The organism is Paracoccus sp. IB05, from assembly GCF_016405985.1.
Classification (GTDB): domain Bacteria; phylum Pseudomonadota; class Alphaproteobacteria; order Rhodobacterales; family Rhodobacteraceae; genus Pseudogemmobacter.
On the sequence record NZ_JAEFCF010000030.1, the window covers coordinates 21,657 to 37,022 of the forward strand.

The 15,366-nt window shown below is 63.0% G+C and carries 18 protein-coding genes and 2 pseudogenes; 11 read left to right on the plus strand and 9 right to left on the minus strand.

Going from position 1 to position 15,366, the window contains the following annotated elements; all coding sequences use genetic code 11:
- The first annotated feature begins 73 nt into the window (after window positions 1–73).
- From JC607_RS17700 to JC607_RS17710, 3 genes are all read left to right on the plus strand, one after another.
- On the plus strand, window positions 74–409 hold the full coding sequence (locus JC607_RS17700) for a hypothetical protein (protein ID WP_198838220.1): 336 nt from the start codon (window positions 74–76) through the stop codon (window positions 407–409).
- Between the two features lie 37 nt (window positions 410–446).
- Entirely contained in the window at window positions 447–2,324 is a 1,878-nt protein-coding gene (locus JC607_RS17705) for an AI-2E family transporter (protein ID WP_198838221.1), read from the plus strand.
- Between the two features lie 201 nt (window positions 2,325–2,525).
- Window positions 2,526–3,272, plus strand: a complete 747-nt coding sequence (locus tag JC607_RS17710) for an SDR family oxidoreductase (RefSeq protein WP_198838222.1) — start codon at window positions 2,526–2,528, stop codon at window positions 3,270–3,272.
- Window positions 3,273–3,293: 21 nt separating this feature from the next.
- Here the strand turns inward: JC607_RS17710 and JC607_RS17715 are convergent, their stop codons facing one another.
- From JC607_RS17715 to JC607_RS17725, 3 genes are all read right to left on the minus strand, one after another.
- Window positions 3,294–3,893 carry an ankyrin repeat domain-containing protein gene (locus JC607_RS17715; protein WP_233092981.1) on the minus strand — a complete coding sequence of 200 codons (600 nt, stop codon included), beginning with the start codon at window positions 3,891–3,893 and terminating at the stop codon, window positions 3,294–3,296.
- A gap of 101 nt (window positions 3,894–3,994) precedes the next feature.
- Window positions 3,995–4,480, minus strand: a complete 486-nt coding sequence (locus JC607_RS17720; protein WP_198838224.1) for a heme-binding protein — start codon at window positions 4,478–4,480, stop codon at window positions 3,995–3,997.
- Between the two features lie 88 nt (window positions 4,481–4,568).
- Entirely contained in the window at window positions 4,569–4,847 is a 279-nt protein-coding gene (locus tag JC607_RS17725; RefSeq protein WP_198838225.1) for a LuxR C-terminal-related transcriptional regulator, read from the minus strand.
- On the opposite strand from JC607_RS17725, the gene JC607_RS17730 reads away from it, so the two are divergent.
- The 3 genes from JC607_RS17730 (at window position 4,827) to JC607_RS17740 (ending at window position 6,166) form a co-directional block, all read left to right on the plus strand.
- Window positions 4,827–5,186, plus strand: coding sequence for a hypothetical protein (locus JC607_RS17730; protein WP_198838226.1), 360 nt, complete (start codon window positions 4,827–4,829; stop codon window positions 5,184–5,186). The two genes, JC607_RS17725 and JC607_RS17730, sit on opposite strands and share 21 nt — an antisense overlap.
- Window positions 5,126–5,689 carry a replication initiation protein gene (locus JC607_RS17735; protein ID WP_198838227.1) on the plus strand — a complete coding sequence of 188 codons (564 nt, stop codon included), beginning with the start codon at window positions 5,126–5,128 and terminating at the stop codon, window positions 5,687–5,689. The genes JC607_RS17730 and JC607_RS17735 overlap by 61 nt, the downstream gene beginning before the upstream one ends.
- Window positions 5,690–5,791: 102 nt before the next feature.
- Window positions 5,792–6,166: a hypothetical protein gene (locus JC607_RS17740; RefSeq protein ID WP_198838228.1), complete on the plus strand. Its 375-nt coding sequence runs from the start codon at window positions 5,792–5,794 to the stop codon at window positions 6,164–6,166.
- 3 nt (window positions 6,167–6,169) lie between these two features.
- Here JC607_RS17740 and JC607_RS17745 read toward each other — a convergent pair whose 3' ends face one another.
- From JC607_RS17745 to JC607_RS26110, 3 genes are read right to left on the minus strand one after another with little or no spacing between them, the layout of a single operon-like run.
- Window positions 6,170–6,853: a hypothetical protein gene (locus tag JC607_RS17745; protein ID WP_198838229.1), complete on the minus strand. Its 684-nt coding sequence runs from the start codon at window positions 6,851–6,853 to the stop codon at window positions 6,170–6,172.
- On the minus strand, window positions 6,798–7,301 hold the full coding sequence (locus JC607_RS17750) for a hypothetical protein (protein WP_198838230.1): 504 nt from the start codon (window positions 7,299–7,301) through the stop codon (window positions 6,798–6,800). Before JC607_RS17750 ends, JC607_RS17745 begins: the two co-directional genes overlap by 56 nt.
- Window positions 7,302–7,532 (minus strand): phage minor head protein, encoded by a 231-nt coding sequence (locus tag JC607_RS26110; RefSeq protein WP_198838231.1) that lies wholly within the window; start codon window positions 7,530–7,532, stop codon window positions 7,302–7,304.
- Here JC607_RS26110 and JC607_RS17760 point away from each other — a divergent pair.
- Together JC607_RS17760 and JC607_RS17765 are read left to right on the plus strand one after the other, a co-directional pair.
- Window positions 7,519–7,863, plus strand: a pseudogene (locus tag JC607_RS17760) (IS3 family transposase); the annotation flags it as partial. The gene JC607_RS26110 and the pseudogene JC607_RS17760 overlap by 14 nt on opposite strands.
- A gap of 20 nt (window positions 7,864–7,883) precedes the next feature.
- Window positions 7,884–8,141, plus strand: a pseudogene (locus JC607_RS17765) (transposase); the annotation flags it as partial.
- On the opposite strand, the gene JC607_RS26115 reads toward JC607_RS17765, so the two are convergent.
- From JC607_RS26115 to JC607_RS26120, 3 genes are read right to left on the minus strand one after another with little or no spacing between them, the layout of a single operon-like run.
- Window positions 8,072–8,365, minus strand: coding sequence for a ribbon-helix-helix protein, CopG family (locus JC607_RS26115; protein WP_370584863.1), 294 nt, complete (start codon window positions 8,363–8,365; stop codon window positions 8,072–8,074). The pseudogene JC607_RS17765 and the gene JC607_RS26115 sit on opposite strands and share 70 nt — an antisense overlap.
- Window positions 8,328–8,783: a response regulator transcription factor gene (locus tag JC607_RS17775; protein WP_198838233.1), complete on the minus strand. Its 456-nt coding sequence runs from the start codon at window positions 8,781–8,783 to the stop codon at window positions 8,328–8,330. The genes JC607_RS26115 and JC607_RS17775 overlap by 38 nt, the downstream gene beginning before the upstream one ends.
- Window positions 8,783–10,138 carry a histidine kinase dimerization/phospho-acceptor domain-containing protein gene (locus tag JC607_RS26120; RefSeq protein ID WP_198838234.1) on the minus strand — a complete coding sequence of 452 codons (1,356 nt, stop codon included), beginning with the start codon at window positions 10,136–10,138 and terminating at the stop codon, window positions 8,783–8,785. Before JC607_RS26120 ends, JC607_RS17775 begins: the two co-directional genes overlap by 1 nt.
- Window positions 10,139–10,623: 485 nt before the next feature.
- On the opposite strand from JC607_RS26120, the gene JC607_RS17785 reads away from it, so the two are divergent.
- The 3 genes from JC607_RS17785 to JC607_RS17795 are packed head-to-tail and all read left to right on the plus strand — an operon-like array spanning window position 10,624 to window position 15,307.
- A complete protein-coding gene (locus JC607_RS17785) occupies window positions 10,624–12,675 on the plus strand; it encodes a hydantoinase/oxoprolinase family protein (protein ID WP_198838235.1) in 2,052 nt (683 codons plus the stop codon).
- Entirely contained in the window at window positions 12,668–14,353 is a 1,686-nt protein-coding gene (locus tag JC607_RS17790) for a hydantoinase B/oxoprolinase family protein (protein ID WP_198838236.1), read from the plus strand. Before JC607_RS17785 ends, JC607_RS17790 begins: the two co-directional genes overlap by 8 nt.
- 12 nt (window positions 14,354–14,365) lie before the next feature.
- A complete protein-coding gene (locus JC607_RS17795; RefSeq protein ID WP_198838237.1) occupies window positions 14,366–15,307 on the plus strand; it encodes a dihydrodipicolinate synthase family protein in 942 nt (313 codons plus the stop codon).
- The last annotated feature ends 59 nt before the right edge of the window (window positions 15,308–15,366 follow it).

Consider the following 15,366-nt stretch of genomic DNA (forward strand, 5'->3'; position numbering starts at 1 on the left):
CGGAACAGGGGCGCCAGGGAAACCGACAGGTAACGGTACTTTTGCGGCTCGCAGTGGCAGGAGACGCACCATTTTGCGGATCGTGGCCCTGTTTTCCGGCATCGGCCACAAGGCCTCCGGGGTCCTTGCCGCGAACGCGTCGCGACTGTCCATCGGCACAGCGGTTCCATATTGCTTCATCGGTGCGACCACGCCAGTTTCAGCGACCGCCTGCGTTCTCAGCCCGGTCAGTCATTCGGTGACTGCGCTGATCTTTTGCCTTGCCACACTGCAAGCCGCCGGTGACTATCGGCGCGAACCGTGCAGGACTGACGCAGCCCCGCGCCATGAGGCACAGTTTGTTGTGACGGCGCATTTCGACACGCCCGAAAGCGAGAATGGCAGGTCAAAAGGTCCGGACCTGTCGTGATTTATGTGACGCATGGTAATGTTGGCGCAGGTGACAAATGTCGGAAACACCTTCTCTGATTGAAAGCGCCTCATCTTCGGTCGGAAGGATCACCCTTCCCCGGATGGCGACCATCGTCGCGGTCGCCGCCGTCCTTTATGTTGCGCAGGATGTCTTCCTGCCCATCGCCATCGCGATGCTGATCGCCTTCGCGCTGTCACCGCTGGTTTCGGGGGCGCGCAGGATGGGCCTGCCGATGCTGACCTCTGTCCTGCTGGCCACGGCACTTGCCTTCAGCGTGATCGGCCTGCTCAGCCTGATTGTCTTTTATCAGCTGGCAGACCTCGCGGTGAAACTGCCCAGCTTCCAGGCAAATATCATCAGCAAGCTTGATGCGATCCAGAGCGCTTCGGGCGAGGCCAGCCTGATGTCGCGCCTGATGGAGATGGCGGCCTCGATCAATTCTGAAATAAGTGGCGTCCTGCCGGGAGAAGGCACGGCAGCGGCCCAGCCCATGCCGGTGCAGGTGGTGCAGCCCAGCAACCCGCTTGAAATCCTGCAAAGCCTGGTGGTCCCGCTCGTCAGCCCCATCGCGACCACCGGTCTTGTGATCGTGCTGGTGATCTTCATGTTGCTGGAGCGCGACAGGCTGCGTGACAGGTTCATCCGCCTGGTGGGCACCGCCGATCTGCACCGGACCACCCAGGTTCTCGAGGAAGCGGGCGGCAGAGTTGGCAGCTATCTTCTGATGCAGTTGCTGGTCAATGCCATCTATGCGCTGCCGATCGGGATCGGTCTTTGGCTGATCGGGGTGCCGAATGCCGCACTTTGGGGATTGCTGACGCTGGTGCTGCGCTTCGTCCCTTATATAGGCTCGGTTCTTGCAGCAGCCTTCCCGCTGTTCCTCGCCTTCGCGGTTTCCTCTGACTGGTCTGCGGTTCTCTACACCGCCGCGCTTTTTGCCGTCGTCGAACTCATCACCTCCAATATCATCGAACCCTGGCTTTATGGCGCAAATACCGGCGTGAGCTCGCTGGCGATCATCGTCTCTGCGATCTTCTGGACCTTTCTCTGGGGGCCGCTTGGCCTTGTCCTTTCAACCCCGCTGACCGTGTGTCTTGTCGTCCTTGGCCGTCACATCCCACAATTTGAACTGTTCGATATCCTGTTCGGGGATGAGCCGGTCCTGGCAAGTCACCAGAGGTTTTATCAGCGCTTGCTGTCAGGCGACCGGATCGAGGCGGCCTCGCGTGCGGAAGAGTTGCTTGAGGATATGAGTGCGGCCGAATTCCACCGTGATGTAGCACTTCCGGCCCTGTTGATGGCCCAGGATGATCGCGACCGCGGTGTGCTCTCGCCCGGACAGGAGAGCAGGCTTGCCGGGGTCGGGATGGCAGTTGTGTCGGATATCGGGGCGCTGATGGCCGAAGACGCCGGCGAAGCGCAGGCTGCGCCGCAGCTGCGCATCACCTGTTTCGGCGGGCGCTGGCCCATAGATGATGTCTCGGCGGCGATCCTTGCCCAATCCCTGCAGGAGGAAGGCGCCGAGGTCCTCCACAGATCCTATATGGATCTTACGCCCGGCGGGCTTGCGGCTCTTAACCTTGCGGAAACCGATTGTGTGATCCTGTGTTTCCTGGATTCAACGCCCACACGGGCCTCACTGCTGCATATCAGGCGGATCAAACGGCTGCGCGCGGGGCTGCGTCTTGGCATCGTGATCTGGCAGATGCCGAAAGATCTGATCCTTGAAGGGTCTGCGGGTCCGGCGCCGGTTGATCCCGCAAAGCTGGCCGAAGCCCGTTCCCTGGGCGCGGATTTTGTTGAGACATCCCTGGAAGGTGCCGTGGAAGCAGCCTTGCAGGATGTGCCCGCACTGCCGCTTCCCGATGCGCAGCCCCGCAAACGCGCGAGGCGGCCCCGGTCTGCGGCCTGAGGAACCGGCCCCGCGCATTCCCCGTCACGCCGTCACACCCGGAACCTGCCTCCAGATCTGCCGCGTTGGGTCACACCCTGCGTGCTGCAATGCTGTGGCGGCGGGCAGCGCGCTCGGATAGGCAATGGCAGCGGTCAGTCGTCTGAAAGAAACGGGGCGCTCTGGCAGGAAATTGGGGCAAAGCCGGTGAGAGGTGCAGAGATGGATCTGAGCGGGAAAACAGTGGTCATCACCGGTGCCGGGCGGGGGCTTGGCGCGGCTTTTGCCCTGTCACTGGCCCCATTGGGATGCAATCTCATCCTGTGTGGACGGCGCGAGGCTGATCTCGCAGCCGTCGCCAGGTCCGTGCTTAACCACGGAGGCAATCCTGCGCAAACCGTGGCGCTGGATCTTGCCGATACGGCAAGCGTCACGGAGGCCGTGGCGCGGATCGCAACATTTCAGACCCCGGTCGATATCCTGATCAACAATGGCGCGATGTGGCTTGAAGCCAGCCAGGCCCCCTATGCCGAAGCCGAGGTGATGGCGGTCGTCAATGCCGCGATTACGGGGACATTCCTGCTGGTGCAGGGGCTGCGGCCTTTGATGCAGCTGTCCGACGCGCCCGATATTCTGACCATTGGCTCGATCAGCGGCCTGCCGAATGCGGCGCTGCAGACGGTTTCTGTGCCGTTTTATGCCGCCAAACGTGGCCAGGTGGCGCTTGCCGAAGGGCTGAGGCAAGAGTTCAGAGGCGGGAAGTTCCGCTCGATCCTGGTGAACCCGCCTTATCTCGACGAGGCGGTGCCTGGCGAGCAGAGCTGGGCCGCAAGCGGCACCCGGCTGAAAAGCATGCGGGCGACGAGCCGGGATGTGGTGGAGGCGTCGATTTTCGCGCTGACGCGCCCGCGCCATATCTCCCTGACCATCGAACTTGGCGCAGATGAGGGCGGCCTGTTCCCCTCCTGATAGGGCGGGCCGGGCGGGCTGTCACTTATGCCGCGCGATCATCTCGGCGATCTTCGTGAACCCACGCGCCTGCGCATGTTCCAGCGCGGTGATGCCGTCGCGGTCGGGGATCGCCGGATCGGCCCCCGCCGCCAGCAGCTGCGCGATGATCTCCTGATGGACCGGGCCGCCATCGGTCAGGACCACAGCCTCCATCAGCGCGGTCCAGCCGAGCCGGTTGACATGGTTCACATCGACCCCGGCCCGGATCAGTTGCGCCACCGCGTCGGGATGACCTTTCTCGGCGGCGGGGATCAGGGCGGTGCCGCCAAAGCGGTTGGTGCTGCGCAGATCGGCGCCATGCCGCAGGATCATCGCGAGGATCTCGCTGCGGCCCTCGGCACCGGCCACGAGATAGGGGCTGTCCTGCTGGTTGTCTTTCGCGTTCACATCTGCGCCGGCGGCCAGCAAAAGCCGGGCCGCAGGGATGTCGTTCTTCCAGACCGCCACCAGAAGCGCGGTCTGGCCGGAGGCATTCTGCAGGTCGACAGTCTCGCCGGCGGCAATCGCCCGTTCCAGCGCGACGATATCTCCCGCGCTGACGGCTGCCAGAATATCCGCCTGTGCCATAGGCCCGCTCATGATCAGAACTCCCGCAAGTATCATCATCCGCATCGCATTGCCCCGCTTTTCGCTGTGGCGGCCTGCGGGGGCGCAGCGTTACGCCCCCGCAGGCCCTGGTATCATTTCAGCCGGTCGGCGAACTGATCAAGCGCCTTGTTGGCGCAGGCCTCATCAAGATGACCACCCGGTGCCCCACCGACCCCGACCGCGCCGATGACCTGATCGCCTGCCCGCACCGGCACACCACCCGCCAGCACGAGGAAACCCGGGATATCGGCCAGACCGGCGACGCCCGGGTTCTCGGCGGCCGTTTTGGCCATGCCGCTGGTCGGGCTGCGCGACGCGGCCGATGTATAGGCCTTGGCGGTGGCGGCAGTCGCGGTGTGATTGCCCGCAGCCTCGGCCCGCACAAGCGCCAGCAGGATGCCCGCGCGGTCGGTCACTGCCGCCGCGACATTATGGCCGTCTGCGGCACAGGCCGCGACCGTGGCGGTGGCAATCTCGACCGCCAGACCGGTGCCGAGGCTGCGGAGTTCGACAATGTCCTGCGCCATGACCGGCAGGGCAAAACAGGCGATGGCTGCGGCGCTGATGATCGTTTTCATATTATCCCCTCATAATGCTGATGCCCCCACCCTAACCGGGGCAGGCTTTGCGCCATATTCGCCGGATAACGGGGAGGGATCGGTAGGATTACGGATGCAGCGAGATCCAGGCGCGGGTCTGTTCCGCCACGGCTGCGGTGCCGGGCTTTGCCGCAATCGCCGCGCGGTGGCTGTCAACCGTGCGCACCGAGAGGTGCAGGGCGGTGGCGATATCCTTGCTGCCAAGCCCGCGCGCGACCATTTCCAGCACCTCGGCCTCGCGCTGCGTCAGCAGTGACAACAGCTGCCGCGTCTCGTCGCGCTGCAAATCGGCGGCCAGTTGCGCCTCGCTACGGCTGCCGGGCGCATGGCGGACGATGTGCGTCATGAGATACGGCTTGCCGACATCCGCGCAATCGACGGCATGAAGAACCACGACCGCCAAAGCCTAACGCCGCTGTTTGAGGAGTTGCGGGCGGTGGTGATCCGTGAAGGCGATCCAATCGACGACAACCAGCGCGTCGTGATCGGTGGGCTTCTCGATCATGCCGTTTTGAACCGGAAAGACCCGCTCAGCGGCGACACGCCGCTGTCGTGGTATTTCGGGCGGATGTTTCGTGATATGGCCGAGGCGTCCAATCACTGGGCCATCCCTGACCGCCAACCGTGTTCCACCTTGGCAGCAAGTATTCTGTACTGCTGTTCCAGCATATCGCCAGCCTGGTGAACCTCGACCGGATCAATGCCAGGACTTTCACTGTGCCGGAGTTACGGGCGCTTTTGGGGGTGCCGGAAGGCAAGCTGGAACGCTTCTCGAACCTGACCCAGAAGGCGCTCAAACCCGCGATTGACGAGATCAACCAGCTTTCGCGGATGACCCTCACGGCCACACCTAACAAGATTGGGCGCACCGTGGCGCGCATCACAATCGGCTGGCAGGTCAAGGACGATCCCGGTGCGGCCAAGCGCGAACTGGCAGGCTCCAAGCTGGGGCGCGAAGTTCGTCGCAGCGGTGCGGCCGAAACGCCCGTGCTCGCCTTCCCCGAAACCGGCGGCATCACCTACAGTCCGCGCTGGATCGAATTGAAAAGGGCGGCGGGTTGCAACAAGGTCAACGAGCTGATCGCGTCTGACTTCCGGCGTTTCTGCCGGGACCGCTCCATCAGGCTGGACGCTGTGAACATCGAAAAGGTGTTTTCGGACTTCTGCGTAAAGGTTGGTCAGGTATGAATGAAGCCGGGCGCGACCTCACCACTGCCACCCCGAAGATACAATCCTACGGGGTTGCGTCGAACCCGATGAAACAGGTGCAATGACGCGATGCGCAACCCCATGAGATACACTCTGGGAACGGCTGCAAAAGCCACCGGAAAAGCAAAATCTACCATCCTGAGGACGATCAGATCAGGAACGATAACAGCGATCAAGACTGGCAGCGGCAGTTATGAGATAGAGCCATCCGAATTGCACAGGGTGTTTCCGTCGACCGTTGCTCAGACCATGCCGTCGCACGATACGCAACCCGCCGAAGAACACCATGCAACCCTCAGATTGCAGTTGGAAATTCTGGAACGGGAACGGTTGCGGGAACGCGATCAGATGCAGGCGACAATTGATGATCTGCGCGGCAGGCCCGACCGTGCCGAAGAGCGCGCCACAGGCCTTTTGGCAGCGCCTCAGAAGCGGCGCAGCTGGTGGCCGTGGTAAGGGTCAAAACTTGGGAAAAACAGCAACCACCGCGCCCGCATCTTGCTGCCAGCGCAGGGCATAGACAAACCCGGCCCTGCCATAGACCATCTGCGTCACCATGATGAAACGCGTCTCCCCGGCTGCGGCCATCAGGTCAAAATGCAGGGCTTCCTCGGGAGGATTGTGGCCGTCAGGACGCTCCAATCTGCATCCAGAGGATGCCTCGCAAAGCAGCGTCCCCTTTGGAATGACCATCAAAGTCTTCGCCCATTCCTCGTTTTCGAGCGAAAGGCGTTCAGCCCAGGCCATAACCTCCCACACGATGTCGGGTGGAATTCCATCCTGCGGCCCGGCGGCCACCACAGATGCGCCTGGGTCAAGCTGCAAAACCGCCCAGCACTCAGCGCGCAGGGTTGCGGCCGCGACAGAAGTGGTGCGCAATCCATCCCGCAGCCGAACAGCTTTAGCGCCCAAAACATCTTCGCACCCGTCAGCGTCCTGAAAAACCGCTCGAATATCTTCTGCGAGGACTGGGAAGACGCCAGAAACCAAACTGTTTTCTGGCACATCCGGGAACTTTCCGAACAGCACGGTGTCGGCTGAAACTTGCTGTGAAAAATAAACTCCGAACCAGAGCAAAAGACCGAATTTAAGGATCGTTACCCGCGTCCATGAAGAGATCGAAAACAGAGGTGTTTCGTTCATCGCTTGGTCCATTTCTGTGCGACTGCGCCGCCGCCGCAGGCCAATCTTCATCCAAAATAGCCTGTCGCAACATACGAAACTGCCTCAACCCTGCGGGACCAAGATTGTAGATCATTTCCCACAGGGCAATCTGAGCTGACAGAGGCAAGTTTCCAAAGCCGGGATAGAGACGCAGCATCGCCTCGAAATCTCCCCGCACATGCTCAGACACCAACAGGTCTATTACCTCCTGAGACAGGTAAAGATCTGTTAAATCATCATAAAATGCGGCCCCTCTCGCCTGCAACGGCGTCATTCCATGTATCAGCTCAAACTCTGCTCGAATTTCCTCATCCGCAGCCAGCTCCCCCGTCGCACGAACCCGAAATGGTAATGAGACCGCGCTGTCCGCATTCGGTATCATTTTCCCCTTTCCAACCGTCACAAAGCCTCTTGTATCAAGATACATTTAGTCAACATTACCCTCCCACAGCTCGAGATCGGCGATAAAAGCATCAACAGAGGGTTCGACCCTCAGCCAGCACCCCCCGATCCCAAGCGGGCGCGCATAGCACCGGCATCTGAAATCTTCGGACGGGTGCCCGCCGTCAGGTGGTGTATCCCATCGGAAAATCCTGTCGTCTCGCTCGGCATGTCCTTCTCGTACGCGGCTATCCTGCTGGGTTGTCTGGCGGCGCAAACCGAAGGGAAAGGTGCTGATCCACTCCGATCAGGGCAGCCAGTTCGACCTGCATGGATTGGGCTGCGTTGCCTCACGCGCCCACAATCTTGAGCATTCGATGAGCCGCCGCGGCAACTGCCACGACAACGCGGTCGCCGAGAGTTTCTTCAACCTCCTCAAGCGCGAGCGGATCAGGCGCAGGACCTACCGGACCCGCGAAGACGCAAGGCAGGACGTGTTCGATTACATCGAGATGTTCTAAAATCCAAAGCGCAAGCATGCGAGGAACGGGATGCTGTCGCCCGCCGAGTTCGAACGGCAGCAGAAGATGAGATGCGAAGGCGTCTAAGAAACTCGGGGCTATTCAGAATGACCGATCGGGGCTACGATGCCGATTGGTTCAGAGATGCGTTGAAAGACAAGGGCATAAGCGCCTGTATCCCGGGCCGGAAAACCCGCAAGAAGACAGTTCGATACGACAAGCGCCGCTACAAACGTCGAAACCGCATCGAGATCATGTTCGGAAGGCTCAAGGACTGGAGACGCGTGGCAACACGCTACGACAGATGCCCCATCGTCTTCCTCTCAGCAATAGCCCTCGCCGCGACAGTCCTATTCTGGATTTGATGGTTAATGAGTCTGGAGCCTAGGCCATGGACCTGCTGCGTCAGGCTCAAGATTGCCTCCGTCTCTCGCGGTTCCGCCTGAAACACGTCAACGGACCGCAACAGCACTGCGCGGGCAAGGTCTGCCCGTGACACACCGTGCTTCTCGGCCAGAGCATCGAGGGCCGCCAGATCGGGCTTGTTCAGCCTAACCGTGAGAACCGCAGTCCGTGACTGCAACTCCACTTCCTCGGCGCGGGCCTTGTAGTTGTAGACCGTCCGGCGGCTGACACCGAACGCCTCGGCAATCGCCGTGACGCCTCTCTCCGGCCCTGATTGCCGCAATCATCCTGTCGCGCTGAATCCTGTCCAGCTTTGAGAAACGAAGCCGCCCCATGATTGAAGTATCCGAATGCGAACGAATGTGACCGGTCACCATGATCGCGGGCCAGCGAATGCCGCGCTGCCCCAGCTGATCAATCAGTTGCAGCCGGCTGATCACCGGCATGCGCAGATCCAGCAGCAGCACACCGGGCCGGGCGGTGTCGAGATGGGCCAGAAGATGCGGGCCATCGGGAAAGCCCGCGACCTCTTTGTGATAGGTGCGCAGCAAAAGCGTCATCGCCTGGCGGACGGCGGCATCGTCATCAACGAGATAGATCATCACGCCCCTCTTCCGGCAGCAAAAGGGTGAAAACCGCGCCGCCGGTTGCGGGGTCGTTGCCGGCGGTAAGACGGCCCGTTATCGGCCACAGGCAGGGCGACCATGCCCGCGCCCGCCGCGCCTGTGGTGATGGAAATCACCGGCGCAGCGGTTTGCGCCATCGCCTCGGCGGCATTCATCAGCAGATTGTGCAGCACCTGCTGGAACACCACATGGTCGACGCGGATGGTGGCCTCACCGCTCAGATCCACCCGCAGCGCGATCCCGCGCCGGTCCAGCTCGGGGCGGATCAGTTGCAGCGCATCCTCCAGCGCCTTGCGCAGGGGCCAGGCCCGGGGCGCGACCGGCGTGCCGCCGATATAGGCGCGCATCCGGCCCAGAATATCACCCGCGCGCCGGGCCTCGCGGATATTGGCGTCGATGGCTTCGGCAAGGATCTCGGGCATGTCCAGCGCCAGGGCCCGTTTCGCCGCCTGGCTTTGCCCCGAAAGCGCCGCCACCGGCTGCGACAGCTCATGCGCGATCCCCGAGGCCATTTCCCCCAAAAGCCCGATCCGTGCGGCATGGGCCATGCGCGCCTCCTGCTCCGGCAGGGCAAGCTTCTGGTCTTGCAGGCGCGCATTCCGGCGGGCATCGATTCTGCGCCAGCTCAGCCACAGGAGCACCGCAGCAAACGCCAGGAGCGGCGCCAGGACAGGCAAAGGCAGGATCTGCGCAAGGCCGGGCGACAGCACAAGATCCAGCCGCAGCGGCTGGGTGGGATTGGCGATCTGGCGGCTTAGTGACAGGCGGAACGGCGCGGATGTGACGCTCTCGCGCGGCGTCAGAATGGTCTCGCGAAGGGAAAGGGATGCGTTCAGCCCAGAGGGGATTGCGGCTTCGTCCAGCATCCGGCGGGCATCAATCTCCAGCCGGACCACAAGGCCGGGACGGACCAGCTTGCAGATAAGATAGGTTCCGGCCCGGGGGCCTGCCGCCGTCTGTGTGGCGCCGGGATGGGCAAGGGGGGGTGGCGCGGGTTCATCGGGCATCGGGGCCGGCCCGGCCGGAGTTCCAAAGCCGATCACCTGGCTGCCATCATCCGCCGAGACGCTGACACCGATGATGCGCGGGTAGAATTCCAGGATCGCCACCGCAAGCCCTTGCACAGCCTGGGCGTTCTCACCGGTGAGGCCGGATCCCTGTTCGACCGCCGTGCGGATCACGGCGGAAAGCGCCGTCAGATGCGCCTCATGCTGCGCGAGCTTTTCCGCGAGTCCGATCTCGAGATGCAGCGCTCCGGCGTTCAGCTCCCGCGCCGCCATCCGCCAGGAAAAGACCCCGACAGCTGCGACCACCAGCAGCGCTGTGATCACCGCGAAAGAAGCCCTTCTGAAGCGCAGCTCTATCCCCCACCTCCCTGAACCTGCCTTTGTGCGTGGGACATTATAGGCGCCGCTTGCCTCACAGAACAGGACCCGCCGCCGTCGCAGCGATCCGGTGGGGCCGGTCCCGGTATCAGAACACAGTATCGCTGGGCCATCGCGCCTCGGTGCCACCGCGCCCGATCAGCGCCTGACCAGATCCTCATGGCGCGGTTTGCATCAGGCGCCGACCAGGCGTGGGCACAGGCCGCGACCTGTCTTTTCAACGGAAACTTTCGCGCAGACGCATCGCGTAAGAGCCGCAGACAGGCATCTTTGGTTAGAGTATCATATAATTATACTGTGATATGTCAGATGGTTACGTCGAATTTCCAGAGATCTGAAAAATTGCCTCTTTACTGGTGTCCAAAATGTATACTTAATCCAGCCCGAAGCCTCCTCCTCCTCTGGGGGCCCAGATACGATGGACACGAGCTATGCCGAACTGGATTGTGGGATGTGATGTCGGGGGGACGTTCACCGATTTTTGCGCCAAGGAGGTCTCGACCGGTCGCGGTGTGGTCCATAAGCGGCCCTCGACGCCGGACGACCCTTCCCGCGCGATTCTGTCGGGCCTGCGAGAACTGACCGAGCTGCATGGGATCTCGCCGTCGGATATCAGCCGCTTTGCCCATGGCACCACAGTCGCGACCAATGCGCTGCTGCAGCGCAAAGGCGCGCGGGTGGCGGTTGTGACCACCAAAGGCTTCCGCGACCTGCTTGAAATCGGCCGCCAGACCCGCCCGCTGATCTATGACCTGCAGGCGGATGCGCCGCCGACCCTGGCCGGGCGCAGCCTGCGTTTTGAAATCGCCGAACGGATCGGGCCGGAAGGCCAGGTCATCACCGATCTCACCGAAGCCGCAATCGCCGGGCTGATCGCGGAAATCGGCGCGGCGGAAGGGATCGAGGCGATTGCCGTCTGCCTGATCTTCTCTTTCCTCAACCCTGCCCATGAAGAGCGGATCGCCGCCGCCCTGCGCGAGGCCTTCCCGGGCATCTTCGTGACGGTCTCTTCCGAAGTGCAGCCCGAATTCCGCGAATATGAGCGGTTCTCGACCACACTGATCAACGCTTTCCTGCAGCCCGAAGTCACGCGCTATATGAACCGCCTGCAAGCCGAAGTGCGCAGCGTCGCGCCCGAGGCCGATTTCGGGATCTTCCAGTCGAGCGGCGGGCTGATGAAGGTGGAACGCGCCTCGCAGCTGCCGGTGCGGACCGCGCTTTCCGGCCCTGCGGCGGGGGCCGTGGGCGCTTCGGGGGCCGGGGCGCTGTCGAATATGGGCGACGTGATCACGCTCGATATCGGCGGCACCTCGACCGATGTCTGCCTGATCCGCGACGGCAAGACCGCGCTGGCCAGCACCCGCGACATTTCCGGCTTCCGCATCCGTCTGCCAATGGTCGATATCCATACTGTCGGGGCCGGTGGGGGCTCGATTGCGCAGATCGGCACTGACGGGCTGATGAAAGTGGGGCCGGAAAGCGCCGGGGCGGTGCCGGGGCCGGCCTGCTACGGGCGCGGTGGCACGCTGCCCACCGTCTCGGATGCCAATGTGCTGCTGGGCCGTCTGCCGCGGGAACTGGCCGGGGGCGGCATGACCATCGACCGCGGCCGCGCCATTGCGGCGATCCGCCCGCTGGCCGAGACGCTGGGCGTCAGCCTTGAACGCGCCGCTCTGGGGATCATCGGCATCGTGACCGCCAATATGACCCGGGCGATCCGTGTCGTCTCGATTGAAAAGGGCTATGATCCGCGCCGCTTTGCACTGATGCCCTTTGGCGGGGCCGGGGGCCTCCATGCCGCAGATGTCGCGCTGGCGCTTGGGATGAAGCGGATCATCGTGCCGCGCGCGCCGGGGATCCTTTGCGCCGAGGGTCTGATCCTTGCCGATCTGCAGGAGGATTTCGTCGCAAATTGCCGCACCGCGATCGCAGGTGACCTCTCGGTGGTGCAGACAGAGCTGGACGCGCTGGATGCGCGGGCCGCCGAATGGTTCGCGACCGAGGCCGGGGCTGCGACCGACCGCCAGATGATCCTCAGCTTCGACATGCGCTATATGGGCCAGAATTACGAGCTTTCGGTCGAAGTCTGGACCGGTGCCAGCGCCCCGGCCTGCCCCGATGTGGATGCTTTGCGCGCGGCCTTCCTGGCCGAATACAGCCGCAGCTATGGCCATGCCGATCCGGATGCCCCGGTCGAGATGGTGAATATCCGCCTGCGGGCAACCGCACGCCTCGCCCAGGCCGAGACCAGCAACACCCATGCCGAGCCGGATACCCTGCCCTTCCAGGAGGTGGATGTCTGGTTCACCGACCAGGGTGCCCAATCAACGCCGATGTATCGCCGGGCGGGTCTGCCTGCCGGGACGGTGATCGCCGGCCCCGCCATCATCACCCAGCTTGACAGCACGACCGTCGTGCCGCCCGGCGCCGAAATCCGGGTCGACGAGGCGCTGAACATGATCATGGAGCTCTCCAATGTCTGAGACCGAAGTCGATCCGATCACGCTCGAAATCACCTGGAACGGGCTGAAATCCATCGCGGATGAGTGTTTCATCACCATCATGCGCAGCGCCTTTTCCTCGAATGTGAAAGAGCGCCACGACCATTCGACCGCGATTGCCGATGCCACGGGCCGGCTGATCGTCCAGGCCGAGATGTCGCTGCCGGTTCACCTCGCCTCGATGGGCGGCATGATGACAGAGCTGATCGCGCAATATGGCGATGATATCGGCCCGGGCGATCTGTTCATTGCCAATGACCCCCATGTCGCGGGCGGCACCCATCTGCCCGATATCAACATGGCGGTGCCGGTTTTCGATGGCGACCGTCTGCTGGGCTTTGTTGCCAATATCATCCACCACGCCGATGTGGGCGGCGCGGCGGTCGGCTCGATGTCGGGCGGGCTTGACGAGATCTACAAAGAAGGTCTGCGCATCCCGGTCGTGCGGCTTTACCGGCGCGGCACCCGCAGCGACGAGATCATGCGCCTTCTTTTGCTGAACATGCGCCTGCCTGACGAGCGTCGCGGCGATCTCAATGCCCAGATCGCCGCCTGCCGCCTTGGCGAGTCGCGCCTGCTGGACATCCTCTCGGATCACGGTGGCAACCGGCTGCGCGCCATCTTCGAGGCGATCATCTCGCGCACCGAATTGCGCATGCGAAATGCGATTGCCGGCCTGCCTGACGGCAGCTGGAGCTTCACCGATTATATGGATGATGACGGAATCAGCACCGATAGCATCCGCATCCACCTGACCGTGGTCAAACAGGGCGAGACCATCCGCTTTGACTTCACCGGCACCGATCCGCAGGTGAAGGGCAATTTCAACCTGACCTATAACGCGACCCAATCGGCGATCTGCTATTCGCTCAAGGCGCTGCTCGACAGCGAAGTGCCGACCAACCAGGGCATTTTCGATGCAATCGAGATTGTCGCGCCGCCCGGCAGCTTTGTGAATTGCGTGGCGCCGGCGGCGGTGGCGATGCGGGCCAACTCGTGCCAGCGCGTGGTCGATTGCGTGCTGGGGGCGCTGGCCCCGGTGGTGCCCGAAAAGGTGATCGGCGCCGCGAATGGCGCGAATACATCGGCGGTGTTCACCGGCACCGATCCCCGCACCGGCCAGATGTATGTCTATCTTGAAACGCTGGGCGGCGGCATGGGCGCGCGGGCGCGGCATGACGGCAAGGACGGGGTGCAGGTCCATATCACCAATACCTCGAATCTTCCTGTCGAAGCGATCGAGCTGGAATACCCGCTGCGCGTCGAGGAATATGCGCTGATCCCCGACACCGGCGGCGCCGGGCGGCATCGGGGCGGCATGGGCATCCGCCGGGTCATCACCCCGGTCGGCCATGACTGCGAATTCAACGGCGTGGGCGAGCGGTTCCGGCACCGTCCCTGGGGGGTCTTTGGCGGCCATGACGGCGCGGCGGGCTCCTTCCATGTGGTCGATGCCAATGGCACGCAGGAACGGCTGAGCTCCAAGGCCAGCAAGGTCTTCCTGCCCTCGTCGTCGCAAGCGGTGATTGAAACCCCCGGCGCAGGTGGCTACGGCGCACCGGCAGAACGTGCGGTCGCCGAAATCCGCGCCGATCTGCAGGCCGGCAAGATCAGTGCCGAGGCCGCTGCGCGGGATTATCCGCAGCTGGACCGCCAATAAGGAGAGCAAAGGATGGGTTTTCATCATTCCCGACTTGAGGGCATCGTGTCCGCAACGCCAACGCCGCTGCGCTCCGATGGTGCGCTGGATCATGCGATGGTGGCAAAGCTGGCCGGGCATGTGGTCAAAGGCGGCGCCAGTGCGATTGCACCCAATGGCGGCACCGGCGAATATACCGCGCTGACGCCCGCGCAGCGCCGCGAGATGCTGGAGGCGACAGTCGAGGCCGTTGCCGGGCGCATCCCGGTGATCGCAGGCGTGCTGTCGCCCGGTATCGGCGAGGCGATTGCCGCAACCCGTGACGCGACTGCGGCGGGGGCGGATATGATCATGCTCGTCACACCCTATTATGCCCGTCCGGGCGGGGATGGCGTGGTGGATTACTTCAAAGCGGTGGCGGATGTGACCGATCTGCCGGTCATGCTTTATGAGATCCCCTATCGCACCGGGATCCAGCTTGAGGCCGAAACCGTGGCGCGGCTGGTTGACGAGGCGGGTGTCGTTGCGATGAAGACCTGCAGCCATGATCTCGGCTATCAGATGCGGGTGATGGAGGCGATCGGCGACCGGGCCACCATCCTGACCGGCGAAGAGAATGTCTTCCCCGCCCATGTCGCCATCGGTGCGAAAGGCGGCTTCCTCGCCTCTTCGCTTTTGTTCCCAAAGGCCTGGCAATACCTTTACCATCTCTGTGCAAACGGAGAGATGGCGGCGGCGGCGGCGTTCCACCGCCGGCTGATGCCCTTTGTGGGGATGATCTACCGCGAGCATAACCCCACTGCTTTGCGGGCGGCCCTGGCGCTTTGCGACATGCCGCATGGCGATTGCCTGCCGCCGCTGCGCCCCGCAAGTGCCGAGACCGTGGCCATGCTGACCGCCGGTCTGCCAGCGGCGCTGCAGCTTGAGGCCGAGGCTGCGCATCTGCTTGCAGCAGCTCTGGCCCCGAAGGCGTGAGCGTATTTTCCGGAATATGGGGGCAGGAACGACCCCGGGCCAATCACCACAGGGAGACT

Bases quoted from the DNA above. Each gene is read 5' to 3' on its own strand.
- JC607_RS17740 (WP_198838228.1), top strand. From the start codon at position 5,792: ATGAGATACACTCTGGGAACGGCTGCAAAAGCCACCGGAAAAGCAAAA.
- JC607_RS17750 (WP_198838230.1), bottom strand. From the start codon at position 7,301: ATGTATCTTGATACAAGAGGCTTTGTGACGGTTGGAAAGGGGAAAATG.
- JC607_RS17715 (WP_233092981.1), bottom strand. From the start codon at position 3,893: ATGAGCGGGCCTATGGCACAGGCGGATATTCTGGCAGCCGTCAGCGCG.
- JC607_RS17705 (WP_198838221.1), top strand. From the start codon at position 447: ATGTCGGAAACACCTTCTCTGATTGAAAGCGCCTCATCTTCGGTCGGA.
- JC607_RS17710 (WP_198838222.1), top strand. From the start codon at position 2,526: ATGGATCTGAGCGGGAAAACAGTGGTCATCACCGGTGCCGGGCGGGGG.
- JC607_RS17790 (WP_198838236.1), top strand. From the start codon at position 12,668: ATGTCTGAGACCGAAGTCGATCCGATCACGCTCGAAATCACCTGGAAC.
- JC607_RS17775 (WP_198838233.1), bottom strand. From the start codon at position 8,783: ATGATCTATCTCGTTGATGACGATGCCGCCGTCCGCCAGGCGATGACG.
- JC607_RS17730 (WP_198838226.1), top strand. From the start codon at position 4,827: ATGGCGGACGATGTGCGTCATGAGATACGGCTTGCCGACATCCGCGCA.
- JC607_RS17785 (WP_198838235.1), top strand. From the start codon at position 10,624: ATGCCGAACTGGATTGTGGGATGTGATGTCGGGGGGACGTTCACCGAT.
- JC607_RS17725 (WP_198838225.1), bottom strand. From the start codon at position 4,847: ATGACGCACATCGTCCGCCATGCGCCCGGCAGCCGTAGCGAGGCGCAA.
- JC607_RS17795 (WP_198838237.1), top strand. From the start codon at position 14,366: ATGGGTTTTCATCATTCCCGACTTGAGGGCATCGTGTCCGCAACGCCA.
- JC607_RS17745 (WP_198838229.1), bottom strand. From the start codon at position 6,853: ATGAACGAAACACCTCTGTTTTCGATCTCTTCATGGACGCGGGTAACG.
- JC607_RS17720 (WP_198838224.1), bottom strand. From the start codon at position 4,480: ATGAAAACGATCATCAGCGCCGCAGCCATCGCCTGTTTTGCCCTGCCG.